The following is a 24,472-nucleotide window of genomic DNA, read 5'->3' on the forward strand; positions in this document are numbered from 1 at the left end:
CGGATCAGGGTCGCCGCGCCGCGCGGGTCGCCCACCGCGGCAACGCCTTTCGCGACCGCGATGCGGACGTTCGGCGCCGGGTCCGCGGCCGCGGCATCGAGTTCGACGAGCGCGTCCACCGAGGTGAACCCGGCCACCACGGTGCGGCGTACCTCGGCGTTGGCGTCGGCGAACCAGCCGGACAGTGCGGCGGCGTCGGTGCGCCGGTGCCGCCACAGCGCCTCGATCGCGGCGGCGCGCACCGCGGGTTCCCGCGCCGTCACCGCGTCATGCAGGGCCGCGTCGAATTCCGTTCCCGCGACCAGGACTTCGAGCAACTCCGTGAGCAGACCGATGGCGGCGTGGCGCACGGATACGTCCGGATCGGACAGGCCCGCCGCGACCAGGGGCGAGGATTCCGCCCACTCTTCGGTGGTCTCGCTGAGCACCGAGAGCGCGGTGCGGCGCACCTCCGGGTCGGCGTCGGCCAGGAACGGCCTCAGCTCCGACAGCCGCGGGCACTCTTCGGCGAGGTCCATCAGTTCGAGCAGCCGGGCACTCATCGGGCGCTCCACGCGCCGACCAGCTCCGGCGCCGCGACGTCGGGAACGCCGTCGGGCCGCGTGAAGCCGGGCACCGCGACGATGTAGGGCGCCACCGGACGGGTCAGGAACCGCATGTCGCCGGACTCGCCGCGATAGAGGTTGAGGTGGCAGAACCATTCCGCGTCGTCGCGCGCCGGCCAGTCGGAGCGCTGATGGTAGAGCCCCCAGCGACTTTCGGTGCGCCGCAAGGAAGCACGCGCCGCCATCTCCGCGCAGTCACGGATGAAAGTCACCTCGGCGCACCGCATCAGCTCGTGCGGGGTGTGTCCGCTCATCTGGGAGATGTCGACGTGCATCCGCTCGAACGCCGCCAGACCGAGGGTGAGGTAGCTCTGCGTCTTCGGGGGTTGCAGGTAGTCGTTGACGAAGCGGCGCAGTTTGTATTCGACCTGCTGCTGCGGCGGACCGTCCGGATTGCCCAGCGGACGGTAGATCAGCGCGTGCGCCGCCTCGATCTGATCCTCCGGCAGCGCGGGCCGCGCCGCGCCACGGGCGTATCCGCTCGCGCTCTCCCCCGCGATGTCACCGTAGACGAAGGCGCCGATCATGTAGTTGTGCGGCACCAAGGCCATGTCCCCCGCCGCGTACAGACCCGGCACGGTCGTGGCCGCGTGCTCGTCGACCCACACGCCGGACGCGGAATGCCCACTGCACAAACCGATTTCGGAGATGTGCATCTCGATGTCGCTGGTGCGGTAGTCGGTGCCGCGGCCCGCGTGGAAAGTGCCGCGGGTCGGTCGCTCGGTGGTGTGCAGAATGCCCTCGATCTCCCGGATCGTGGCGTCGGGCAGGTGGCTCAGCTTGAGGTAGATAGGGCCGCGCGCGCTGTCGAGTTCTCGCTTGACCTCGGCCATCATCTGCCCCGACCAGTAGTCGCAGTCGACGAACCGGTTGCCCTCGGCGTTGACCTGGTAGCCGCCGAAGGGGTTGGCGACATAGGCGCAGGCGGGGCCGTTGTAATCCTTGATGAGCGGGTTGATCTGGAAGCACTCGATGCCGGAGAGTTCCGCGCCCGCGTGGTAGGCCATCGCGTAGCCGTCGCCCGCGTTGGTCGGGTTCTCGTAGGTGCCGTACAGGTAGCCGCTGGCGGGCAGTCCGAGTCGACCGCACGCGCCGGTGGCGAGGATCACCGCGCCCGCCGAAATAGTGACGAATTCGCCTGTCCGCGTGTCGAATCCGACGGCACCGACGGCCCGGCCGGCCACCGTCAGCACCCGCACCGGCATCACCCGGTTGCTGATGGTCACCTTGGCGCGGACGTCGCGGGCGCGCAGGGTGCGATACAGCACCTTCTTCACGTCGCGGCCCTCCGGCATCGGCAGCACATAGCTGCCGGATCGGTGCACCTTGCGCACCGCGTACTCGCCGTGCTCGTCCTTCTCGAACTTGACGCCGTAGCCCTCCAGCCGCTGCACCATATCGAAGCCGCGGGTGGCCGTCTGATAGACGGTGCGCTGGTTGACGATGCCGTCGTTGGCGATGGTGATGTCGGCGACGTAGTCCTCCGGGCTCGCCTTGCCGGGCACGACGGCGTTGTTGACGCCGTCCATGCCCATCGCGAGCGCCCCGGAGTGGCGCACGTGCGCCTTCTCCAGCAGCAGCACGTCGGCGCCGTGCCTGGCCGCGGTCAGCGCGGCCATGGTGCCCGCGGTACCCCCGCCGACGACGAGCACGTCGCAGCTCACTTCTCGGCGTCCAGCGACAGGTGGAATGTCCATCGACATCCGGATCAGCCCCTTTCCTTCGGTTCGGCCGCACCGCGATTCGGTGTGACCGGGATGCGGTGCAGCCGGCCGGACAGCGAGAACCGGTCGCCGCGATAGCGCACGTACTCGAGGTCGATGGGCCGGCCTGAATCGGTGTAGGTGAGTCGTTCCAGGAACAGCAGCGGAGAGCCGGGCCGCACCGCGAGCAGCCCGGCCACCGTCGGGTCGGCCGCGACCGCCTCGATGGACACCGCCGCCGAGCCGAGCGGCAGACCGAGTTCCGCCTCCAGCAGGCCGAAGACGTCGCAGCCGGTGAGATCGCACTCCAGCAGTGGCGCGCCGACGTCGGCGGTCAGGTAGCTGGCATCCAACGACAGCGGCGCGCCGTCCAGATGGCGGACACGTTCGAGCGCCACCACCGGTGTGCCCGGTTCCAGCTCGAGCCGCTCGGCGACGATCGGGGTCGCGGGGACGAGCTCGGCCAGCAGGACCGTGTTGACCACGCGATCGCTGCCCGTCTCGAAGGTCTCGGCCAGGCCGCGCAGGCGGTCCAAGCCCTGCACGGCCTTGTCGGCCACCACGAACGTGCCCGCGCCGGGGACCCGGTCGACGAGTCCCTCGTCGCGCAGCAGGGCCAGCGCGTCGCGCACGACATTGCGGCTGGTGTCGAAGTCGGCCGCGAGCTGGCTCTCGGAGGGCAACGGCCGGTTGCCGTAGACACCGCTGCGAATGCGCGCCCGCAGAATGTCCCTCACCCGCCGGGCGGGCGCCGAGCGACGTCCGGTGCCGGGATACGTTCTGGCTGTCATGCGGCAAATGCTGGGAACGGATCGTTACGCGCGACGTTTCCGGCGATTACCGGATGGTTACGCCAGTTCCGAATCCCAGCGCAGGTCTCTCACCTGCGAAAACACTCGGACCCTCCCGAGTATCACCAGTTGACTCAGCTGTCCGATTCGTTGCGCGCGGCGATCTCGGCCAGCAACTTCGCCGGACCGGCGGGCGGGAAACGCGGCCGCCAGACCGCGCGGAACTGCCGGGTCAGCGCGGTGGCATCGGTCAGCGGCACCCGGACGAGCGTCCCGCGCTCGAGTTCGGGCGCGGCGATCAGCCTGCTGACCACCGCGGGCGCCACCGCCGTGCGGGCGGCGGCGATGATCGTGGCCGCCGAGCCCAGTTCCGCGGCAGGCCTTACGGGTTCGCCGTGGACGCCGAGCACCTCCCAGACCGCGTCGCGGGTCCCCGATCCCGGCTCCCGCCACAGCAGTGCGGTGGCGGCCAGCTCCCGCAGCGACAACGGCCCGCGGCGGTGCGCCCACGGATGGGCGGGCGCCACCACGACGACGAGTTCGTCCGTGCCGAGCACACGGCTGCCGAGATCCGCAGGCGGATGCGGTCCCTCGACGAACCCGATATCGGCGGCCTCGCTACGCACCAGCTCCATCACCTGACTGCTGTTGGCCACCTCCAGTGCGACCGTCACTTCGGGGTGGATACTGCGCAGTTCCTGTAACCACTGCGGAATCCGATGATCGGCAATGGTTTTGGAGGCTGCCACGCGCAATCGCGGGACGCTGCCCGCGCGGAGAGCGGCGACCGCCACACCGAAGGAGCGGGCGGCCTCGAGCACAGGGCGCGCGTGGTCGACCACCGCGCGGCCCGCCGCGGTCAGCGCCGAACCGGTCGGCCCGCGGTCCAGCAGCCGCAGGTGCAGCCTGCGTTCCAGCGCGCTGATGCGCATGCTGGCGGCGGGCTGGCTGATGCCGTGGCGGCGGGCGGCCGCGCCGAGGCTGCCGAGTTCGGCGACGGAGACGAGCAGATCGAGAACATCCAGATCGGGCGTTCCCGGTGGCAGCGTCATGGGCACCGATTATGGGCCCGGCCGCGGCCCGGAGCGTGATGGACGGACATAAGGGAATCTTATGAGGTCCTTCGAAAGCGCTCTCTACCTGGGTGACGTCCGCGGCGCGAGGGTGAAAGCGTGTGCTGCTTACCTCGCTTTCTGCCCGGACTGGCGCTGGTCGCCGGGCTCGCCACCGTCGCGACGCTGGCCGGCCGGGCCGCGCCCATGATCGGAGCGCCGGTGTTCGCGCTCGTCGCCGGGGCGCTGGCCGGGCTCGCGCGCAGGAGGTCGGTGGACGAGGACGGCGTGTTCGGGCCGGGGCTGGCGGTGACCAGGCAGCGCGTGCTCGGGCTCGCCATCGTGCTGCTGGGCTTGGGGCTGCCGTTCGGCGCGGTACTGACCGTGGGGCGGCAGACGGCGGTGGTGCTCATCGGGACCGTCGTGGCGGGCGCAGTCGCCGCAGTCGTGGTCGGCAGGATGCTGGCGCTGGATCGGGAATCGGCGACGCTGGTCGCGGTGGGGACGACGATCTGCGGCGCGTCGGCGATCGCGGCGGCGACCGCGGTCATGAAGCCGGACCGGGAGCGGGTAGCCTACGCGCTCGGCACTATTTTCGTCTTCAATGTCCTTGCTGTGCTGATCTTTCCGCCGCTCGGTCGGATGCTCGGCATGTCCGAGGAGGCGTTCGGGCTGTGGGCGGGCACCGCGATCAACGACACCTCCTCGGTGCTGGCGGCGGGCGCGATCTTCGGTCCCGCCGCGGCGCAGTTCGCGGTGATCGTGAAATTGGTGCGCAGTCTGCTGATCGTGCCGATGTGCGTGGGGCTGCATCTCGGGCGGCGCGGCGCTGGGAATCCCGGCGGTGGGCAACACGACGCCGGCCGACCTGACAGTGAGCGACGCAGTGCCGGGCAAGCCGTCGACGAGACCGACGCCCGCCGCGCGGCCTGGCGAGTGGTGCCGCTCTTCGTGGTGCTCTTCGTCGCCGCCTCGGTGATCGCCGGGTTCGGGTTGGTGCCCGAATCTTGGTCGGAGCCGCTGGGCGCGGTGAGCGCGTGGTTGATCGCGGCGGTGCTGGCGGCCATCGGGACGTCGCTTTCGTGGCAACGCATCCGCACGGCGGGAATGCGCCCCTTGGTCTTCGGCGGAGCGATCGGCCTGGTGCTGGCGGTGTCCTGCTTGGCCTTACAGCAAGTCACCGGATGGCTGTGAGGCCACCCGATCGCGGTCGTCGGGCAGACCACCGCGTGGCGAGGGACAATGGCATGGTGACGTGCCTCGTGTGGTACGCCGCCTACGGCTCCAATATGCATCACCGCCGCTTGTACTGCTATCTCGAGGGCGGCAGGCCCGAAGGCGGCGCGATCGAACTGCCCGGCTGCCGCGACCGTTCCGGCCCGCAGGAGTCCCGTCCGATCGTGCTGCCCGGCCTGCTCTACTTCGCCACCGAATCACTCACCTGGACCGGCGGCCGGGCCTTCTACGCACCGGATGCCGCGGGTGAGACCGCAGCCCGCGCCTATCTACTGACGGCCGCGCAGTTCTCCGACATCGTCGCCCAGGAGATGTACCGCCCGCCGGGCGAGGATCTCGACCTGACCGAGGTGCTCGCCGACGGCCGCACCGCCCTCGGCCCCGGCCGCTACGAAACCATCGTCCGCGCAGGCACTCTCGATGGCCACCCGATCCTCACCTGCACCGCCCCTTGGCGCCACACCGACGTCCCTGGCAACCCACCGGCCCCCGCCTACCTGCGCCACTTGGCCGCGGGCATCACCGAATCACACGGCTGGCCGCTCCCCCGCACCGCCGCCTATCTCGCCACCCGCCCCGGCGCCGACCTGCACTGGACACCCACCGCCGTCGCCAACCTCCTCCGCACCACCGATCCCCCGCCCCTGCCCGCCGAATAGCGCCTCTCGCCACCGCCGGTGCCCCGACCAGGTGGCGCGCTACAGCAGGTGCCCACAGCCGTACCGGGCGAATCCCGCCTCGAGCTCGGCTTTGTTCGCCGCGGACATGAGCAGGTAGCGCCGAAATGTCGCGCCGCAACACCAGGGCCGGTGCGGCGCGTGCGCACCTTCACTCCAGCGGAAATCGCACCAAGCTATCGAAGGCGTCGCCCGGGCGAGCGTGTTCACTCGAACCGGTCCACTGAGCGGGACTCGGCTTTCGCCGAACACGCCGGCACCGGAAACGCGTCCGGCCGCACGATGTTCCGTGCGGCCGGAGGCGAAAAGGCAGGGATCAGGCCAGGTTCAGCGAGCGGCCGATGATCTCCTTCATGATTTCGGTGGTGCCGCCGTAGATGGTCTGGATGCGGGCGTCCATGTAGGCCTTGGCGATCGGGTATTCCTTCATGTAGCCGTAGCCGCCGTGCAGCTGGAGGCAGCGGTTGACGAGGTCGAGCTGCTCCTCGGTGCTCCACCACTTGGCCATGGCGGCGTCCTCGGCGGAGAGCTTGCCCGCGTTGAGGTCCTCGATGAAGCGGTCGACCATGATCCGCACGGCGGTGGTCTTGGTGGCCAGTTCGGCGAGCACGAAGCGGGTGTTCTGCAGGGCGCCGATCGGCTTGCCGAACGCCTTGCGGTCGCGTACGTACTGGCAGGTCATCTCCAGCGAGCCCTCCATGGCGGCGGCGGCCATGACGGCGATGGACAGCCGCTCCTGGGGCAGGTTGTGCATCAGGTGGATGAAGCCCATGCCCTCGGTGCCGAGCAGGTTCTTGCCGGGTACACGCACGTCGGTGAAGCTGAGCTCGGCGGTGTCCTGGGCCTTGAGGCCGAGCTTGTCCAGGTTGCGGCCGCGCTCGAAGCCCGCCATGCCGCGCTCCACCACCAGCAGGCTGAAGCCCATGGCGCCCTTCTCCGGATCGGTCTGGGCGACCACGATGACGATGTCGGCGTTGATGCCGTTGGTGATGAAGGTCTTGGCGCCGTTGAGGATCCAGTCGTCGCCGTCGCGTACCGCGCGGGTCTTGATGCCCTGCAGGTCGGAGCCGGTGCCCGGCTCGGTCATCGCGATGGCGGTGATGATCTCGCCGGAACAGAACTTGGGCAGCCACCGCTGCTTCTGCTCGTCGTTGGCCAGCTCCAGCAGGTACGGCGCGACGACGTCGTTGTGCAGCGAGAAGCCGAGGCCGGAGTACTGCCCCTTCACGCACTCCTCGGTGACGATCGCGTTGTAGCGGAAGTCGCGCACCCCACCGCCGCCGAACTCCTCCGGGACGGCCATGCCGAGGAAGCCCTGCTTGCCCGCCTCGAGCCAGACCGCGCGATCGACGATGCCCTGCTCTTCCCACTTCGCGTGGTTCGGCGCGACGTGCTGATCGAGAAACTTGCGGAACGACTCCCGGAACAGATCGTGTTCGGGCTCGAACAGTGTGCGCTCCACACCAACCTCCTAGTGACCACACCGGGCGGTCCACACCGACCCGTCGTTACCGCATACGGTACCCGGAACACGAATGACAGTTCACTTCACGTCCGAAATTCGCGGTTTCACCTGGTACGGGTCGCGCATCGGTGCGCACTTTTCCGCCGATTCCCGACAAACCTGAACGGACTGCATTCGATAGCTTTCAGCTATTACAAAGCCATCAGGCGGGAAGGCCGAGTCCCTTGGCCAGCACCGGCCAGGACGCGACCAGCGCGTCCTCCCAATAGCCCCACGAGTGCGTGCCGACCGGCTGGAAATCGAAGGTCGCTGGAATGCCGAGTTCGTTCAAGCGCTCCTGCATGTTGCGCGTGCAGTAGTTCGAGGCCGCCTCCAGCGCGCCTCCGACGGCGAGCTGATTGGCCCATCCGCCCACACCGGGCAAGGTGTACGGACCGTCGAGGGTGTCCCACTGGCCAGGTATGCCGGTGCCCGTCGAGAGGAACAGCTCGAGCCCGCGCAGCCCCTCGGCGTTCAGGTAGGGATCGTTGGCCGCCCACATCGGATCACCTTGCGGGCCGTACATGTTCGCCGTGTTGCCGCCGCCGGTGGTCACGACCGTTCTGACGAAGTTGTAGCCGACCGGATCGCTGATCTGGGCGCACCCGCTGTAGGCCGCGACCGCGCGGTAGCGCCCCGGCGCGGCGATCGGCAGCTGCAGCACCGAGGTGCCCGACATGGACAGTCCCGCGATGGCGTTCGTACCATTCGTGCCGAGCGCGCGATCGATCAGCGGCGGCAACTCTTCGGTCAGGAACGTTTGCCACTGGTTGACCCCGAGCACGGGATCATTGGCGCGCCAATCGGTGTAATAGGTCCACGCACCGCCGACCGGTTGGACCACGTTGACATTCTTGTCGGCGAGGAATTGCAACGCTGTGGTCCGCTGCTGCCAGGTCGCCGTGTCCTGACCGCCGCCCGCGCCCGCGAGCAGGTACAGCGTCGGGCGCGGCGCCGAGTTGTCGGCCGGGCGCTGAACGTCGATCTCGATCGTCCGGCCCATGGCGGCCGAGTACACCCGAAGCCGCAGGTTGCGCTGGTCGAGCACCGCGCTGTCGGTGATGTGGGAACCGTTGGTCCGCAGCGGCATTCCGGACGCGGCCGGCGAATCGTTCGTCGCCGCGGCGGCGTTTCCGGCAACCGTCGCGGTGACACCGCACACGAACGCGGCCGCGCCTGCCGTGACGGCCGATCTGAGTCTTCTCCTACGCATCTCCCCACGGTACGCATCCGTACCTGAGAGATTGCCGAGCGTTTTCTCAGTGTTCTTTCAGAAAGGGAGCAATCCGCGCACCCGGCCGACCAGGGTGCGGCCCGAATCACGCTCGCGCTCGGCGAACAGGAATTTCAGCTCCTCCTCGAGCGCCTTGCGCACCACATCGCGCAGGTCGGTGGCAGCGGCGTCGAGATCCTCGGCGTCGCGCCACGGCGCCGGATCGATCGACGCGCCCGCGGAGAAGTAGAACCGTTCGGGGCGCGGGATCGGGGTCGGGCCGAGACCTCGCAGCAACGGCGGGGTGAGCTCGCGCTTGAGACCGAGCGCCTCGACCGTCCAGCGCAGCGGGCGCATCACCGGATGGTCGCCGTCGAAGACGATGTCGTAGGCGTCGTCGACGCCGATCATCGCGACCGGCACGATCGGCACGCCCGCCTCGATCGCCATTCGCGCGAACCCGCTGCGGCCCTCCCACTTGAGCAGGTACTTCTCGTTCTTGCGGCGCACCGCTTCGCGCCCGCCGCCCGGGAAGACGATGACCGCCTCGCCCCGCGCGAGCAGCGCCATGCAGTTGTGCCGGTTGCCACGGACCGCGCCGTAGTAGTGCATGAAGTGCCGCAAGCCTGGCACGGCGATCAGCACGTTCTCGGCGAGGCCGCGGATCAGCCTGCCGCGGCGGCGCAGCACTTCGGGCATGAGCAGCGGTGCGTCGATGCCGCCCATCAGGTTGTGGTTGCCGACCAGCAGCACCGGGCCGTCGGCGGGAATGTTGTCCAGGCCGTAGAAGCGCGGACTCGTCCAAGCTCGCAGCGGCGCGAGCAGCGCTTCGATCAGCCGGATGTCGGTCTCGTCGAGACGCACCTCGAGCGGCGCCCCATCGGTCAGCACCGCTGCGGTAGGCGAGGATTCAGGCATTGGTGGCTACCCCATCGCATGTCGGATCCCAGCACATCGTCGTACGGAATTTCACGTCCCCTGCGCCGCAATCGAATACGGCTTCGCGGCCCACCCTACCCGAAGCCTTTGGAACACGTTGCAACAGAGGTGGCTTTTTTGTGTGGCCGGTCACAACACAGGCATTCGCGGGACCGGCGATCCGCGAGCGATTCGACCTCGAATTCCCATGCGGCCGAATGCGATCCAAGGCCGGGTCGAACCACCGCGACACAAGGGAACCGACACGTCACGTCCGGCATCCGTGAGATACCGAACGTGACGGTCGGTTCTGTTTCCGTCCTCGGCGGACCGCTACCCTTCGGCGGGCGCCGCGCCGTCGCCGCCCGCGTGGGCGTATTCCGAAAGCGCCGCGGCCAACGAGTGCGGCACTCGCGCCCTGACCCGTGTTCCCGACTCCTCGTGGGTGGAGGACAGGATCCGGCCGTCGGCGTGGATGCGCGCCAGCAGATCGCCGCGGGTGTACGGCAGCAGCACGCCGACCTCGACGTCCAGCCCGCCGAGCACCTCGGCCAGCCGGTCGAGCAGGCCTTCGATGCCCTCGCCGCTCTGCGCCGAGACGAACTCGGCGTCCGGCAGCAGAGCGCGCAGCCTGGTCAGCTCCATCGGATCGACGGCATCGATCTTGTTCAGCACCAGCAGTTCCGGTGGAGCGGCCGCACCCTGCTCCTTGATCACGTCGGTGATCACCTCGCGCACGGCCTTGATCTGCTCCGCGGGCATCGGGTCGGCGCCGTCCACCACGTGCAGCAGCAGATCGGCGCCGGTGACCTCCTCCAGGGTCGAGCGGAACGCCTCGACCAACTGGGTCGGCAGGTGCCGCACGAACCCGACGGTGTCGGTGAACACGACCTCGCGGCCGTCGTCCAGGTCGGCGCGCCGGGTGGTCGGATCCAGGGTGGCGAACAGCGCGTCCTGAACCAGGATGCCCGCGCCGGTGAGCGCGTTCATCAGGCTGGACTTGCCCGCGTTGGTGTAGCCGACGATGGCGACCTGCGGGATGCCCGAGGACGCCCGCCGCGCCCGCTTGGTCTCCCGCGCGGTCTTCATCTCGCGGATCTCGCGCCGCAGCTTGGCCATCCGCTCGCGAATGCGGCGGCGGTCGGTCTCGATCTTGGTCTCACCGGGACCGCGCAGACCGACGCCGCCGTTGCTGCCCGCACGACCACCGGCCTGCCGGGACATCGACTCACCCCAGCCGCGCAGCCTGGGCAGCATGTACTCCATCTGAGCCAGGGCGACCTGCGCCTTGCCCTCGCTGGAGGTGGCGTGCTGGGCGAAGATGTCCAGAATCAGGGCGGTCCGGTCGATCACCTTCACCTTGACCACCTTCTCCAGCGCGGTCAGCTGGGCCGGGGTCAGTTCACCGTCGCAGATGACGGTGTCGGCGCCGGTCTCGAGCACCACCGAGCGGAGCTCGTCGGCCTTGCCGGACCCGATGTAGGTGGCCGGGTCGGGACGGTCGCGACGCTGGATCAGCGCCTCGAGCACCTCCGAACCGGCGGTCTCGGCGAGCGCGGCCAGCTCGGCCATGCTCGCCTCGGCCTGTGCCACCGAGCCCGAGGTCCACACGCCGACCAGCACGACCCGTTCCAGGCGCAGCTGCCGGTACTCGACCTCGGTGATGTCGGTGAGTTCGGTGGACAGACCGGCGACGCGGCGTAGCGAGCTGCGTTCGTCCAGTTGCAGTTCACCGACCGTCGGCTCCATCGTCCAGCCGTTGCGCTTCATCCGGGCGGCACGTTCGGCCACCACGTCACCGGAGCGCTCGGTGTCACCGGCCGAGTCGACGAAGGCGTCGTCGGCCGAATTGATGTCATACGTCTCTGAATTCCTCATACACCATCCATGCTGCCACGGTGCGACCACCGGGCGCATTCCGTTATTCGCCGGGCGCGCTCAGCGCCCGTTCCACCACTGTTCGGCGAGCGTGCCGGTGGCGACCAGCACCGAAGGCCCGCGCAGCCAGGCCGACCCGCCCTCGAGGCGCACCGTGACCGCCCCTCCGGGCACCCGGACCGTCACTCGACCGGAATCCTGCGCGATGCGGAAGCCGTCGGCGGCCAGCGCCGCCGCGGCCGCCGCAACGGTTCCTGTTCCGCACGAACGGGTTTCGCCGACACCGCGTTCGTAGACGCGCATGTCGACCGCGCGGTCCCCGTCCAGCGGGGTCAGGATCTCGACGTTCACCCCGTGCGGGAAGAGGTCGGGGTCGTATCCGGGCGAGACGGTCAAGTCGAGCTTGCCGAGCGCCTCGGCCGACAGCCCGGAGTCCACGCAGGCCAGATGCGGATTGCCGACATCGATGCCGATTCCCGGATAAGGCCAACCCGCGATGGTCGCGGTCGATTCCCCGAGCTCCTTCACCTGGCCCATCGTGACGGTCACCTCGCCCTCCACCTGGCCGCCCGCGTGCACGACGACCGGCCGGGCGCCCGCCCTGCTGCCAACCACGTACTCCGCGCGCGGCTCGCGACCGGTCGCGGCCAGGTAGTGCGCGAAGACCCGCACGCCGTTGCCGCACATCTCGGCCAGCGAGCCGTCGGCGTTGCGGTAGTCCATGAACCAGTCGTCCGCCCCGACGCCCTCTGGCAGGTCGGCGAGCACGCCGGCATCCCGCAGCGCACCGGCCCGCGCGACCCGCAGCACGCCGTCGGCGCCGAGACCGCGCTGCCGGTCGCAGAGCGCGGCGACGCGGTCCGGAGTCAGCTCGAGCCGGACATCCTCGTCGGGCAGCACCACGAAGTCGTTCTGGGTGCCGTGCCCCTTCGTGAATTCGATGTCCGTCACGCGTGTGCTCTCCTCATGGTCGTCATCTGACAAACGTCCGGCGCTGCCGGGAAATTTCGTACAGCGCCACCGCGGCGGCCGAGGGCGCGCCGAGCGAACTCGCGGTGCCGCCCATCGGGATGGACACCAGGTCGTCGCACGCATCCTGCCAGGCGGCGCTCATCCCGCTGGTCTCGTTCCCGATGACGAGGACGGTGGCCTCGGTGAAATCGTGGTCGAACACCGCGTGCGAGCCGTGCTCGTCGGTGCCGACGATCCGGGTCGGAATTCCGCGAGCGACCTGGCGCTCGCGAAATTCCAGCACCTGGGCGGGCCCGGCGGCGCGGTAGACGGGGACCGCGAACAGCGAGCCGGTGGAGGCACGCACCGATTGCGGGTCGTACTGGTCGGCGCCGTGGCCGGTGACGATGACCGCGCACGCGCCGAAGGCGTCCGCCGACCGGATCAGGGTGCCGAGATTGCCGGGCGAGTTGGGCCGGTCGAACACCACGACGACCGGCGGGTCCTCGCCGGGTTCGCCGGGCTCGAAGGTCTCCAGCTCGGCCTGACGCGAGATCGCGACGGCCACCAATTCCGGTACCGCGCTCGCCTTTTCGCCCAGCTCCGCCATCAGCTCCGGCACCAGGCCGACCTGCGGCACGTCGGTGGTGTCGAGCACCTCCCTGGCCCAGCCGGACAGGTCGGGCGCACCGAGCCGATAGAGCAGCGTCTCGAGCGGCCACCCGTTGGCGAGCGCCTGGGTGATCGGGCGCACGCCCTGCACCAGGAACCGGCTGTCGCGGTGGCGCTTGGCGCGATTGTTCAGGTATGCCTGCCACACCTGCACGGAAGCGTTGCGGGTGCTGACACGTCTGGTCACTGAGGGGTCCGTTCTGTGCTGTCGATAGCGCCCGGCGTTTCGATCGCAGGCCTCGTTTCGATCGCATGCGGCGTTTCGATCGCACGCAGCGCAGCGCCGAGCAGGTCGGGATCCGCGCCGTCCACCCAGCGCACCCGGGGATCGCGGCGGAACCAGGAGCGCTGCCTGCGCACGTAGCGGCGGGTGCCGATGAACGTGCGTTCCTCGGCGTGGTTCAGGTCGTATTCGTTGTCCAGGTAGGCGAGGACTTGCGCGTAGCCGATGGCCCGTCGCGCCGTGACGCCCTCGCGCAGGCCCTGGTCGATCAGTCCGCGCACCTCGTCGACCAGCCCGGTCTGGAACATCAGCGCGGTGCGTCGCTCGATGCGCGCGTCCAGTTCGGCGGTGTCGCGGTCGACGCCGAGGATAACGGTGTTCCAGCGCGGCGCGCCGATGGTGGGCGCCGAGGCCGCGAACGGCTGCCCGGTGAGCTCGACGACCTCCAGCGCCCGCACCATGCGGCGGCCGTCGGTGGGCAGGATGGTCGCGGCCGCGACCGGATCCGCCGCGCGCAGTGCCGCGTGCACGGCGGCCACGCCCTGCTCGGCCAGGACTTGCTCCCAGCGGGCGCGCACGGCCGGATCGGTGGCCGGAAACTCCCATTCGTCCAGCAGCGCCTGCACGTACATCATCGAGCCGCCCACGATGATCGGCGTACGGCCGCGCGCCATGATGTCCTCGACGTCGGCGGCGGCCGCCCGCTGGTAGGTGGCCACGCTCGCGGTCTCGGTCACCGCGAGCACGTCGAGCTGGTGGTGCGGGATGCCGCGCCGTTGCGCGACGGGCAGCTTGGCGGTGCCGATGTCCATGCCGCGGTAGAGCTGCATGGCATCGATGTTCACGATCTCCCCGCCGAGGCGGGCGGCGAGATCCAGTCCGAGATCGGACTTGCCGGTGGCGGTGGGGCCGACCACCGCGATCGGCACTGTCATCGCGCCTCCCTTTCCGGCCGCCAGACGCTCACGTGATAGCCGACTCCGAAAGGCGCGTCACGGTACTGGGTTTCGACGGTTGGATCCGACGGATCCGCGGCGAACAGACCGCCGAGCACTTGATAGGCGGCCCGCCCCGACACGGCCAGTTCGGCGCAGAGCGCGGGATCGAGCGCGCGCAGGGCCGACCGGTCGCCCGCGCTCAGCGCGCGGTCGAGCTCGGCTTGCAGCGGCGCGGCGCGCTCGTCGAGATAGCCGGGCGATTTGACGGTCAAGGTCGCGGCGCCGTCGGCGACGACGAGTACACCGCACGGCTCGTCGTCGGCGTCGAGCTCGGCGCGCAGCGTCGCGCCGAGCTCCATGCACCGCGCCGGGGCGGCATCTTCGGCGATCAAGCGCGCGGTGGCGCGCGCGTCCGGCGCGACGCGTCCCCGCAACCATCCGGCGATCAGGGCGGGCAGCGGAAGCCGCGGATCCGGAGCAAACCCGGGCGCGCCGGCGAGCGCGACGCGCACGTCAGCACCGAAACCGCGGAAAGTTCCCGCCGATTCCGGGCCGAGCACACCATCGACGGTCCCGATGCCGACCACCGTCCACCGCCGGGTCACCGCCGCCAGCTTCTCGACCGCGTCCAGCGCGGCCGCGCGTAGCACGGCGGGCGGGTCGGCCGGATCCGTCCCCGCTCCGACCGCGGCGCGACCGCCTAGTTCGGGCACCAGGATCGGCGGCGACGGGACCAGGGCCGCAATACTGAACACGCGCTAAACCGTATCTGTTCGGCCCGCGGGCCCGGCGCACGGCGGTACCCAGACGCCCGCCGGTCGGCTTCGAGTGTCTGTAGCGTCAATTCGCCCCGAGATTGATAGTGTCGAGGTGCGACAACCCAGGTCACCACGGGTTGTCCGCCCGGAGCTCGATTCCGGGGAGAGCGTAGAGCAATGGTCTCCAGGGCTCGGACCGGGTTCAATGGGATGAGCTAGGGCGTAACCAGGCAGCCGTGACGCGCGGCAGGGACGGAGAACAATGACCGACAGCAACGGAACCGCGAAGGCCACTCCCGGCACGACACCGCGCCCCTCCGGTGCCCCGAAGCCCGGTGGCCAGAAAACTCATCCCAAGCCCCACGCGGTCAAGCCCGCGCCGGGCCCGGCCGATCAGCAGCACCCGCACGCGGTGGTCGTACCCACCGTCACCGACCCCAGCCGCTGGGGCCGGGTCGACGACGACGGCACCGCCTGGGTGAAGACGGCCGAGGGCGAACGAATCGTCGGATCCTGGCAGGCGGGCGACGCCGCCGAGGGCCTCGCGCACTTCGGCCGCCGCTTCGACGACCTCGCCACCGAGGTCGCGCTGCTGGAAGCGCGGCTCGCCGCGGGCGCCGACGCCCGCAAGACCAAGGCCGCCGCGCTGGCGCTGGCCGAATCGCTGCCCACCGCCGCCGTCATCGGCGACATCGACGGACTGGCCAAGCGGCTACAGGCGATCACCGAGCACTCCGAGGAAGCGGCCGCGCACGCCAAGGAGGAGAAGGAGCGCGCCCGCCACGAGCACACCGAGCGCAAGGAAGCGCTCTGTGCCGAGGCCGAGCAGATCGCCGCCGAATCCACCCAGTGGAAGGCCGCGGGCGACCGGCTGCGCGAGATCCTCGACGAGTGGAAGTCCATCCGCGGCGTGGACCGCAAGGTCGACGACGCGCTGTGGAAGCGCTACTCCAAAGCCCGCGAGTCCTTCAACCGCCGCCGCGGCGCGCACTTCGCCGAACTCGACCGCGAGCGGGCGGCCGCCAAGGGGCGCAAGGAAGAGCTGTGCGTCCGCGCCGAGGAACTGTCCGGCTCCACCGACTGGGTCGGCACCGCCGCCGTCTTCCGCGACCTGCTCGCCGAGTGGAAGGCCGCGGGCCGCGCGCCCCGCGAGGCCGACGAGGCGCTGTGGCGGCGCTTCAAGAGCGCGCAGGACGTGTTCTTCGCGGCGCGCAATGCCGCGGTCTCCGAGCGCGACGCCGAGTTCGAGGCGAACGCGTCCGCCAAGGAGGAGCTGCTGCGAGCCTACGAGCACATCGACCCGTCGATGGGCCTTGACACCGCACGGGCGCAGCTGCGTGAGCTGCAGGACCGGTGGGACGCCATCGGCAAGGTGCCGCGCGAGCGCATCCAGGAGCTGGAGGGCAAGTTGCGGTCCATCGAGAAGCGGGTCCGCGACGCGGTGGACGCTCAGTGGCGGCGCACCGACCCCGAGGCCGTGGCGCGCGCCGCTCAGTTCCGCGAGAAGGTCGCCCAGTTCGAGGAGCAGGCGGCCAAGGCGCAGGCGGCGGGCAAGCAGCGCGACGCCGAGAAGGCGCTCGAGCAGGCCAAGCAGTGGCGCGAGTGGGCCGAGGCCGCGGAGGGCGCCGTCAGCAACCGCTGACCCGCCCGACTTCGGTTGGCGGCCAACGGCTCGGCCGCGCCGGTAGCGTTGACCCGTGCGACAGGTATGGGACACGTGGGGCCACGTGCTGATCGTGTGGGCGTGCGCGGTGCCCTCGCTGGTCGCGGCGATCGTCTCGATGACGCGGTGGCGGATGCGCCGCGGGCTGACTCCCGAGCTGGCGCTGCGGTACACGGCGGCCGAGGCGGGCCTGCTCGCGGGAACCCTGCCCTGGGTGTGGATGATTCTGACGCCGGTCGCGGCCGAAGGCACCGTCAGCGCGGTGCCGCTGCGGGACCTCGTCGCGACGCTCGGCGATTCGCCGTCGAGCGCGGTGATCCAAGTCGGGGCGAACACACTGCTGTTCGTGCCGCTCGGGTTCTTCCTTCCGCTGCGTCTTCCCCGATTCGCGGGCGTCGCGCGGATGACGCTGCTCGGCGCGGCGGTGTCGGCGACGCTGGAAATCGCGCAGTACGTGTTCGATCTCGGCCGCGTGTCCTCCGTGGACGACGTGCTGATGAACGCCGCTGGCGCGGGGTTGGGGGCGCTGCTGGCCCAGATCCATGTCGCGCGGCGCGAGGCCGGTCGTTCACGCAGCGCGCGCGTGCTCGCTCACTTGGGCTGGGCTGCTTGACGCCGCGGTGACGTTCCGCCCGAGCCGGCGATCAGGAGTCGCCGAGCAGCCTGCGGCGGTCGCGCTCCTCGGCGGCGGCCGCGGCGTTGCGGCGCTGTTCCTCGGCGGCCAGGTGCATGGTGGTGCGGCTCCACACCACGCGGATCCAGTGGAAGGTCAGCACCATGACGGCCAGCGTGCCGATGATCAAGCCGATGCCCGGGCCCGCGCCGACGTAGTTGCCGAGACCGGGGGTCTGGCGGTGCCAGATGGAGAGGACGCCGAACACGCTGGCGATGGCCGAACCCGCCACCGCGATCCAGGCGAGCACCCAGCGCCGGGTCATCAACGCCAGTAACGAGAAACCGATGCCGAACACCACGACGAACCAGACGAAAATGCGCGATGGCAGCCCGATGTGCTCGATGCGGGTGGTGTCGGTGGCGAGCAGCACGTCGAAGCCGCGCGCGCTGCCCGCGTGCGACAGCACCAGCGAGAAGAGCAGCACGAACACCGCGCCCGCCACCACCATGGCGCGGATGCCCGGATCGATCTCGCCGGCCAGGCGTCGCTCGACAGCGTCGAGCTCGTCACGGAACTGCTCGAAATCCTTGCTGCTCTCGACCGAGCTCACGGCGCTGTCGTCTCCTTCGACTGGATGGTCGGCGTTGGGCTTGTCCGAGTCCACTGTGCCAGCCCCGTCGGCCGCCGCGTCATCCGACCCACTACGCGCGGTAGTACCGAAGTCGGGTCCCTGCGCGTTCCCTGCGGCGTCGGCCGCGCCCCGCGCGGAATCGTCGGGGCCCCGGCGTGGGGTCTCGTCGTCTCCCGCGGCGGGGCGGGCGCTCATGTCTGCGCCTCGCTGGCGCTCGGCTCCGGCATGCGCGAAGCGCGCTGAGACATGATTCGCTCGCTCCGCTCGCTCATGCGTCGCAACCCGTCGCGCAGCCGGAGGCGACCGGCTCCTTGGTGGGGGCGCCGATCCCGGGCAGCCCGAGGCCGACGCCGATGGGTGCGGTCTTCGGCATGACGCCGCGCTCGTGCGCGTCGCCCGCCCGTGTCCTGCGGTGGGTCTTGATCGCGGAGTCCGCGATCAGATGGTGCGGCGCGGCTTCGGTGATGTCGACGGTGATCACGTCGCCGGGGCGCACGGTCTCGGCGGTGCCGCCCGGCCGGAAGTGCACCAGCCTGCCGTCCCTGGCCCGCCCGCTCATTCGCGCGGTCGCGGCGTTCTTCTTGCCCGCGCCCTCCGCGACGAGCAGCTCCACCTCGGTGCCGATCAGCGCGCGGTTGGCCTTGAGCGAGACCTCCTCTTGCAGCGCGATCAGCCGGTCGTAGCGTTCCTGGACCACCTGCTTGGGCAGCTGGTCGGGCATGTCGGCGGCGGGCGTGCCGGGCCGCTTCGAGTACTGGAAGGTGAACGCGCTGGTGAACCGGGCCTGGCGCACCACGTCCAGGGTCTCCTGGAAGTCCTCCTCGGTCTCGCCGGGGAAGCCGACGATGATGTCGGTGGTGATGGCCGCGTGCGGCATGGCCGCGCGAACCTTCTCGATGATGCCCAGGTAACGCGCCTTGCGGTAGGAGCGCCGCATCGCCTTGAGCACGCGGTCCGATCCGGACTGCAAAGGCATGTGCAGTTGCGGGCAGATGTTCGGCGTCTCGGCCATCGCCTCGATGACGTCGTCGGTGAACTCGGCCGGATGCGGCGAGGTGAACCGGACGCGCTCGAGGCCGTCGATGCCGCCGCAGGCGCGCAGCAGTTTCGCGAACGCGCTGCGGTCGCGCGGCTCGGCCGGGTCGACGAAGTTGACGCCGTAGGAGTTCACGTTTTGGCCCAGCAGCGTCACCTCGAGCACGCCCTGATCGACCAGCGCCTGCACCTCGGCGAGCACATCGCCGGGACGGCGGTCGACTTCCTTGCCGCGCAGCGACGGCACGATGCAGAACGTGCAGGTGTTGTTGCAGCCCACCGAGATCGACACCCAGCCCGCGTACGCCGACTCGCGCTTGGCGGGCAGCGTCGACGGGAAAGCCTCCAGCGATTCGAGGATCTCGACTTGCGCTTCTTCGTTGTGCCGCGCCCGCTCCAGCAGCACCGGCAGCGAGCCGATGTTGTGCGTGCCGAACACCACGTCCACCCACGGCGCCTTGCGCACGACGGTGTCGCGGTCCTTCTGCGCCAGGCAGCCGCCGACCGCGATCTGCATGCCCGGCCTGTCCGCCTTGATCGGGGCGAGGTGGCCGAGCGTGCCGTAGAGCTTGTTGTCGGCGTTCTCGCGCACCGCGCACGTGTTGAAGACCACGAGGTCCGCCGTCGCCCCCGGCGCGGCCTTCACATAGCCCGCGTCCTCCAGCAGGCCGGACAAGCGTTCGGAATCGTGCACGTTCATCTGGCACCCGAAGGTGCGGACCTCGTAACTGCGCACTCCCGCCACAACCTGTCCGATCGAATCCACCCATCCAGGGTACGGGGGCCGGTCGAGCGGGTTTCGAGCGCATCGCCGCAGGCTCGGAGGCTCGCCGCGGTCCGGAGCCGGAAGCGGCCGAGACATTACAGAGCTGTGACGTTCCGGCGTGGCGGACCGGTGTGTCGCGGAAACCGGGGCAAATTCGGTTTTTCCCCTTAAGGTCAAGGACCATGACCGACGCCGCCGCCGCGCCCGACACGACCGGGGACGCCACGAGCTTGGACAAGGGCCCCGCCACCAGCGCGCCGCCGATGATCTCGATGCGCAATGTGGACAAGCACTTCGGTGATCTGCACGTGTTGCGCGATATCAATCTCGAGGTACCCAAGGGACAGGTCGTCATCGTCCTCGGCCCATCGGGTTCCGGGAAATCGACCTTGTGCCGCACCATCAACCGGCTCGAGCCGATCGACTCGGGCGCCATCGCCGTCGACGGCGTACCGCTCCCCGCGGAGGGCAAGGCGCTGGCCTCGCTGCGCGCCGACGTCGGCATGGTGTTCCAGTCGTTCAACCTGTTCGCGCACAAGACCATCATCGAGAACGTGATGCTCGCGCCGATCAAGGTGCGCAAGATCAAGAAGGACGCGGCGCGCACCCGCGCCATGGAACTGCTCGAACGGGTCGGCATCGCCAACCAGGCCGAGAAGTACCCGGCTCAGCTGTCCGGCGGCCAGCAGCAGCGCGTGGCCATCGCCCGCGCGTTGGCGATGAACCCGAAGGTGATGCTGTTCGACGAGCCGACCTCGGCGCTCGACCCGGAGATGGTCAACGAGGTGCTCGAGGTGATGGTCTCGCTGGCCAAGGACGGCATGACGATGCTGGTGGTCACCCACGAGATGGGCTTCGCGCGCCGCGCGGGCAACCGGGTGCTCTTCATGGCCGACGGCCAGGTGGTCGAGGACACCGAGCCCGAAACCTTCTTCACCGCACCGAAATCCGAGCGCGCCAAGGACTTCCTGGGCAAGATTCTCAGTCACTGACCCATTCGGCACAGACGACGGCATCGACAGTCACACAAAAAAGTTAGGAACTCGATGAGGATCAATCGTGCACTTCGACTCGGGCTCGGGGCGCTCGCCCTGGCTTTGGCCGCGACCGCCTGCGGCGGCGGTAACGAGGGCAGCGCCCTCGACCACGCCAAGGACGGCAAACTGACCGTCGGCATCAAGTTCGACCAGCCGGGCCTCGGCCTGCGCAACAAGGACGGCTCCTACAGCGGCTTCGACGTCGAGGTGGCCAAGTACGTCGCCGGAAAGCTCGGTGTACAGCCGGAATCCATCACCTTCAAGGAAGCGCCGTCGGCGCAGCGCGAGACGCTCATCGAGAACGGTCAGGTCGATCTCGTCGTCGCCACCTACTCGATCACCGACAAGCGCAAGGAGAAGGTCGATTTCGCGGGCCCTTACTACGTGGCGGGCCAGTCGCTGCTGGTGAAGGCCGACAACACCGACATCACCGGCGTCGAATCCCTCAACGGCAACAAGAAGCTCTGCTCGGTGAAGGGCTCCACGCCCGCGCAGAACGTCAAGGAGAAGTACGCCAAGGACGTTCAACTGCAGGAGTTCGACACCTACTCGCTGTGTGTCGAGGCGCTGCGCAACGGCTCTGTCGACGCGGTGACCACCGACGACATCATCCTGGCCGGTTTCGCCGCGCAGTCGCCGGGCCAGCTCAAGGTGGTCGGCAAGCCCTTCACCACGGAGAACTACGGCATCGGCCTGAAGAAGGGTGACAAGGAGACCCGCGACAAGGTCAACGACGCGATCGAGGCGATGATCGCCGACGGCTCGTGGGCCAAGGCGCTCCAGCAGACCGTCGGCGGCGCCGGCTTCACTCCCTCGCCCGCTCCGCAGGTGAACCGCTACTGAGATTCGTGACGCGGGTGGTCCGGGGCGATCCTCCGGGCCACCCGCGCGGCTCACCACCGATGAACCACGCCACACCGATGGGAGGGACGCGCCCGCCGTGTTCGATCTGATCTCGGAATACGACACCAAGATCCTGGAAGCCTTCTGGGTCACGATCAAATTGACCGCGTTCTCCGCGGTCGGGGCGCTGATACTCGGCACGATCGTCGCCGCGATGCGGGTGTCCCCCGTGCCGGTGGCCCGCTGGCTGGGCACCGCCTACGTCACGATCTTTCGCAACACCCCGCTCACGCTGATCATCATCTTCTGCTCGCTGGGTCTGTACTCGACGCTGGGCTGGAAGATCGCGGGCGATTCGATCACCGACAACAACTACCGCTGGGCCATCATCGGCCTGAGCGTCTACACCGCCTCGTTCGTCTGCGAGTCGCTGCGCGCCGGCATCAACACGGTGCCGCTCGGCCAGTCCGAGGCGGGCCGCTCGCTCGGCTTCGGCTTCACCCAGAACCTGCGGCTCGTCGTGCTTCCGCAGGCCTTCCGGTCCGTAATCGCCCCGCTGGGCAGTGTGCTCATCGCGTTGACCAAGAACTCCACCATCGCCGCGGCGATCGGTGTGGCCGAGGCCGCCAACCTGATGGCGTCGATGATCGAGACCGAGGCAGCGCTGCTCGCCATCGGCGCGATCTTCGCGCTCGGGTTCGTCGTCATCACCCTGCCAACGGGCCTGCTGTTCGGCTGGCTCGCCAAGCGATACGAGGTCGCCCGATGAGCGAACGAAGTGAGCGAATCATGTGCCAGCGTGCCGCGCGCATGCCGGAGCCGAGCGTCAGCGAGGTGCAGGCATGAGCGCCGGCGCTTCCGTTCTCTTCGACGCGCCGGGTCCGAAGGCACGGGCGCGCAACGCCATCTATTCGGTGGTGGTCGTCGCCCTCGTCCTGGTGGCCGGGTTCCTGCTCTTCCGCGCGTTCGACCAACAGGGTCAGTTCGCGGCGGAGAAGTGGGAGCCGTTCCTGGACAGCGACGTCTGGTCGACCTACCTGTTGCCCGGTTTGCGTGGCACTGTCGTCGCGGCGGTCATCTCGATCGTCTTCGCGATGGCGATCGGCATGATCTTCGGCATCCTGCGACTGTCCGACCACCGTCCGGTGCGGCTCGTCGCGGGCGCGATCGTCGAATTCGCCAGGGCCATCCCGGTGCTGATCTTGATGATCTTCCTGTTCGCTCTTTACAGCGAATATGACGTTTTCAAGTCCGACGACCTCGCGCTGGCCGCGGTGGTGACGGCGCTGACGATCTACAACGGCTCGGTCATCGCCGAGATCGTGCGCGCGGGCATTCGCTCGCTGCCGAAGGGCCAGACGGAGGCCGCCGTCGCGCTCGGTATGCGCAAGAACCAGCTGATGCGGCTGATCTTGCTGCCGCAGGCCATCACCGCGATGCTGCCCGCACTGGTCTCGCAAATGGTTGTCGCGCTGAAGGATACGGCGCTCGGTTACCAGATCACCTACGTCGAGATCGTTCGCTCGGGCCAGCAGCTGGGCGCGTCGGAGCAGAACACGCTGCCCGCGCTGATCGTCGTGGCGATCATCATGATCGTGCTGAACAGCACGCTGACGATGGTGGCGACCAGGCTGGAGCGGAGGTTGCGGTCGCGCAAGCGCACCAAGGGCGGCGCCGTGCTCGCCGCGGATTCGGTCATCACCGATGCCGCTCCCGGCGTCGACGTGGTGAAGACGCCCTAGACCCGCACACGCAAGGCATCAGCGGACACGCGAATTCGGGAGAGAAACGGGAGCGCACCGGCCTCGGTGGGCCACCGCTTCTCTCCCGTCGTTTCCGGGATCGACGCTTCGTCTCCCGAGGCCGGCGCGGTAGCGCTGCGCTGGCGCTATGCGGAGTACCGGTAGAAACCCTCGCCGGTCGCGATGCCGAGTTTGCCCTTGTCGATGTAGTTGTCCTTGAGCCAGGCCGCGAGGCGCTGGGCTTCCTCGTCGCCGTGCGCGAGGATGTTGTAGGGCGTGGTGAGACCGATGACGTCGAGGATCTGGAACGGGCCCATCGGCGCGCCGGTGGCGATCCGCCACGTCTTGTCGACGGCCTCCGGGTCGGCGTAGCCGCCGGCGCCGAGCGCCATGGCCGAGTTCAGGAACGGCACGAGCAGCGAGTTGAGCACGTAACCCGCCTTCTCCTTGTGCACTTCGATCGGGACCATGCCGATCGCCTCGGCGAAATCGACGAGGGCACGAAACACCGCGGGGTCGGTGTCCGTCGTGCCCATGATCTCGGCGGTGTTGAACTTCCACACCTGGTTCGCGAAGTGCAGCGCGAGGAACTTGTCCGGGCGGCCGGTCGAGTCCTTGATGTCGCTCGGCAGCAGGGTCGAGGAGTTCGTCGCGAAGATGGTCCGCTCAGGGGAAACCTCGCCGAGGTGCCGGTAGATCTCCTGCTTGAGGGTCAGCACCTCGGGCACCGCCTCGATCACCAGGTCGGCGTCCTTCACCGCTTCGGCGAGGTCGGTGGTGAGCGCGATGCCCGACGCCGTCTGCTCCGCCTTGCCGCCCGCGGCGCCGGGCACCTCGGCGACATAGGTCGCGGCGAGTTTGGCGAACCGCTCCCGCGCGGCCTCGCGCGCGGGTTCGTTGATGTCATAGGCGGTGACGTCGAAGCCGCGGAACGCGGTCTGGTAGGCGATCTGCGAACCGAGCACTCCGGTCCCCAGGACTGTCACCTTACGGATATCGATGGCCATACTCGTTCTCCTC

The 24,472-nt window shown here is 69.3% G+C and carries 21 protein-coding genes and 1 pseudogene; 8 read left to right on the forward strand and 14 right to left on the reverse strand.

Translation table 11 applies throughout. The features are described from left to right. The 3 genes and pseudogenes from NX1_RS22015 to NX1_RS22025 all read right to left on the reverse strand — a co-directional run. Positions 1–2,302: pseudogene (locus tag NX1_RS22015) on the reverse strand (fumarate reductase/succinate dehydrogenase flavoprotein subunit); the annotation flags it as partial. Between the two features lie 11 nt (positions 2,303–2,313). Further along, a complete protein-coding gene (locus tag NX1_RS22020) occupies positions 2,314–3,099 on the reverse strand; it encodes a GntR family transcriptional regulator (RefSeq protein ID WP_068062744.1) in 786 nt (261 codons plus the stop codon). A gap of 134 nt (positions 3,100–3,233) precedes the next feature. After that, the gene (locus NX1_RS22025) at positions 3,234–4,151 is read right to left on the reverse strand and encodes a LysR substrate-binding domain-containing protein (RefSeq protein ID WP_068062747.1); all 918 of its coding nucleotides are present in this window, start codon (positions 4,149–4,151) and stop codon (positions 3,234–3,236) included. Between the two features lie 120 nt (positions 4,152–4,271). On the opposite strand from NX1_RS22025, the gene NX1_RS22030 reads away from it, so the two are divergent. Both NX1_RS22030 and NX1_RS22035 read left to right on the forward strand, forming a co-directional pair. Continuing rightward, on the forward strand, positions 4,272–5,345 hold the full coding sequence (locus tag NX1_RS22030) for a YeiH family protein (RefSeq protein ID WP_068062750.1): 1,074 nt from the start codon (positions 4,272–4,274) through the stop codon (positions 5,343–5,345). Positions 5,346–5,401: 56 nt separating this feature from the next. Next, on the forward strand, positions 5,402–6,046 hold the full coding sequence (locus NX1_RS22035; protein ID WP_245668624.1) for a histone deacetylase: 645 nt from the start codon (positions 5,402–5,404) through the stop codon (positions 6,044–6,046). 334 nt (positions 6,047–6,380) lie between these two features. Here NX1_RS22035 and NX1_RS22040 read toward each other — a convergent pair whose 3' ends face one another. The 8 genes from NX1_RS22040 to NX1_RS22075 form a co-directional block, all read right to left on the reverse strand. Then, positions 6,381–7,526, reverse strand: a complete 1,146-nt coding sequence (locus NX1_RS22040) for an acyl-CoA dehydrogenase family protein (protein ID WP_068062757.1) — start codon at positions 7,524–7,526, stop codon at positions 6,381–6,383. A 205-nt stretch (positions 7,527–7,731) separates the two neighbouring features. Beyond that, complete coding sequence (locus tag NX1_RS22045; RefSeq protein ID WP_068062759.1) at positions 7,732–8,781, reverse strand: alpha/beta hydrolase; 1,050 nt, start codon at positions 8,779–8,781, stop codon at positions 7,732–7,734. 57 nt (positions 8,782–8,838) lie between these two features. Beyond that, positions 8,839–9,699, reverse strand: coding sequence for a lysophospholipid acyltransferase family protein (locus tag NX1_RS22050; RefSeq protein WP_084501656.1), 861 nt, complete (start codon positions 9,697–9,699; stop codon positions 8,839–8,841). A 333-nt stretch (positions 9,700–10,032) separates the two neighbouring features. Further along, positions 10,033–11,469, reverse strand: a complete 1,437-nt coding sequence (gene hflX, locus NX1_RS22055) for a GTPase HflX (RefSeq protein ID WP_068062941.1) — start codon at positions 11,467–11,469, stop codon at positions 10,033–10,035. A 168-nt stretch (positions 11,470–11,637) separates the two neighbouring features. Continuing rightward, entirely contained in the window at positions 11,638–12,519 is an 882-nt protein-coding gene (gene dapF, locus NX1_RS22060; RefSeq protein WP_068062942.1) for a diaminopimelate epimerase, read from the reverse strand. Between the two features lie 31 nt (positions 12,520–12,550). Beyond that, positions 12,551–13,387 carry a TrmH family RNA methyltransferase gene (locus NX1_RS22065; RefSeq protein WP_068062762.1) on the reverse strand — a complete coding sequence of 279 codons (837 nt, stop codon included), beginning with the start codon at positions 13,385–13,387 and terminating at the stop codon, positions 12,551–12,553. Further along, the gene (miaA, locus tag NX1_RS22070) at positions 13,384–14,358 is read right to left on the reverse strand and encodes a tRNA (adenosine(37)-N6)-dimethylallyltransferase MiaA (protein ID WP_084501657.1); all 975 of its coding nucleotides are present in this window, start codon (positions 14,356–14,358) and stop codon (positions 13,384–13,386) included. The genes NX1_RS22065 and miaA overlap by 4 nt, the downstream gene beginning before the upstream one ends. Continuing rightward, positions 14,355–15,116: a class III extradiol ring-cleavage dioxygenase family protein gene (locus tag NX1_RS22075; RefSeq protein ID WP_068062765.1), complete on the reverse strand. Its 762-nt coding sequence runs from the start codon at positions 15,114–15,116 to the stop codon at positions 14,355–14,357. Before NX1_RS22075 ends, miaA begins: the two co-directional genes overlap by 4 nt. Before the next feature lie 265 nt (positions 15,117–15,381). Between NX1_RS22075 and NX1_RS22080 the strand changes: the two genes are divergently transcribed. Both NX1_RS22080 and NX1_RS22085 read left to right on the forward strand, forming a co-directional pair. Further along, a complete protein-coding gene (locus NX1_RS22080; RefSeq protein WP_068062768.1) occupies positions 15,382–16,761 on the forward strand; it encodes a DUF349 domain-containing protein in 1,380 nt (459 codons plus the stop codon). Between the two features lie 55 nt (positions 16,762–16,816). After that, a complete protein-coding gene (locus NX1_RS22085; RefSeq protein WP_068062772.1) occupies positions 16,817–17,395 on the forward strand; it encodes a VanZ family protein in 579 nt (192 codons plus the stop codon). Positions 17,396–17,426: 31 nt separating this feature from the next. On the opposite strand, the gene NX1_RS22090 is transcribed toward NX1_RS22085, so the two are convergent. Together NX1_RS22090 and miaB are read right to left on the reverse strand one after the other, a co-directional pair. After that, positions 17,427–18,008, reverse strand: coding sequence for an Rv2732c family membrane protein (locus tag NX1_RS22090; protein WP_084501667.1), 582 nt, complete (start codon positions 18,006–18,008; stop codon positions 17,427–17,429). A 289-nt stretch (positions 18,009–18,297) separates the two neighbouring features. Next, on the reverse strand, positions 18,298–19,830 hold the full coding sequence (gene miaB / locus NX1_RS22095; protein WP_068062778.1) for a tRNA (N6-isopentenyl adenosine(37)-C2)-methylthiotransferase MiaB: 1,533 nt from the start codon (positions 19,828–19,830) through the stop codon (positions 18,298–18,300). A 263-nt stretch (positions 19,831–20,093) separates the two neighbouring features. On the opposite strand from miaB, the gene NX1_RS22100 reads away from it, so the two are divergent. The 4 genes from NX1_RS22100 to NX1_RS22115 all read left to right on the forward strand — a co-directional run bounded on the left by NX1_RS22100 (position 20,094) and on the right by NX1_RS22115 (position 23,452). Further along, on the forward strand, positions 20,094–20,822 hold the full coding sequence (locus NX1_RS22100) for an amino acid ABC transporter ATP-binding protein (protein ID WP_068062943.1): 729 nt from the start codon (positions 20,094–20,096) through the stop codon (positions 20,820–20,822). A gap of 54 nt (positions 20,823–20,876) precedes the next feature. After that, positions 20,877–21,710, forward strand: a complete 834-nt coding sequence (locus NX1_RS22105; RefSeq protein ID WP_068062781.1) for a glutamate ABC transporter substrate-binding protein — start codon at positions 20,877–20,879, stop codon at positions 21,708–21,710. Between the two features lie 97 nt (positions 21,711–21,807). Next, a complete protein-coding gene (locus NX1_RS22110) occupies positions 21,808–22,479 on the forward strand; it encodes an amino acid ABC transporter permease (RefSeq protein WP_068062785.1) in 672 nt (223 codons plus the stop codon). Positions 22,480–22,552: 73 nt separating this feature from the next. Continuing rightward, entirely contained in the window at positions 22,553–23,452 is a 900-nt protein-coding gene (locus tag NX1_RS22115; protein ID WP_068062789.1) for an amino acid ABC transporter permease, read from the forward strand. 146 nt (positions 23,453–23,598) lie between these two features. On the opposite strand, the gene NX1_RS22120 is transcribed toward NX1_RS22115, so the two are convergent. Further along, the gene (locus tag NX1_RS22120; protein WP_068062792.1) at positions 23,599–24,459 is read right to left on the reverse strand and encodes a 3-hydroxyacyl-CoA dehydrogenase; all 861 of its coding nucleotides are present in this window, start codon (positions 24,457–24,459) and stop codon (positions 23,599–23,601) included. Positions 24,460–24,472: the final 13 nt, after the last annotated feature.

It is taken from the genome of Nocardia xishanensis NBRC 101358 (assembly GCF_001613365.1).
GTDB classification, from domain to species: Bacteria; Actinomycetota; Actinomycetes; order Mycobacteriales; family Mycobacteriaceae; genus Nocardia; species Nocardia xishanensis.

Bases quoted from the DNA above. Each gene is read 5' to 3' on its own strand.
- NX1_RS22020 (WP_068062744.1), bottom strand. From the start codon at position 3,099: ATGACAGCCAGAACGTATCCCGGCACCGGACGTCGCTCGGCGCCCGCC.
- NX1_RS22025 (WP_068062747.1), bottom strand. From the start codon at position 4,151: ATGACGCTGCCACCGGGAACGCCCGATCTGGATGTTCTCGATCTGCTC.
- NX1_RS22045 (WP_068062759.1), bottom strand. From the start codon at position 8,781: ATGCGTAGGAGAAGACTCAGATCGGCCGTCACGGCAGGCGCGGCCGCG.
- NX1_RS22050 (WP_084501656.1), bottom strand. From the start codon at position 9,699: ATGCCTGAATCCTCGCCTACCGCAGCGGTGCTGACCGATGGGGCGCCG.
- hflX (WP_068062941.1), bottom strand. From the start codon at position 11,469: ATGAAGCGCAACGGCTGGACGATGGAGCCGACGGTCGGTGAACTGCAA.
- miaA (WP_084501657.1), bottom strand. From the start codon at position 14,358: ATGACAGTGCCGATCGCGGTGGTCGGCCCCACCGCCACCGGCAAGTCC.
- NX1_RS22080 (WP_068062768.1), top strand. From the start codon at position 15,382: ATGACCGACAGCAACGGAACCGCGAAGGCCACTCCCGGCACGACACCG.
- NX1_RS22100 (WP_068062943.1), top strand. From the start codon at position 20,094: ATGATCTCGATGCGCAATGTGGACAAGCACTTCGGTGATCTGCACGTG.
- NX1_RS22105 (WP_068062781.1), top strand. From the start codon at position 20,877: ATGAGGATCAATCGTGCACTTCGACTCGGGCTCGGGGCGCTCGCCCTG.
- NX1_RS22115 (WP_068062789.1), top strand. From the start codon at position 22,553: ATGAGCGCCGGCGCTTCCGTTCTCTTCGACGCGCCGGGTCCGAAGGCA.
- NX1_RS22120 (WP_068062792.1), bottom strand. From the start codon at position 24,459: ATGGCCATCGATATCCGTAAGGTGACAGTCCTGGGGACCGGAGTGCTC.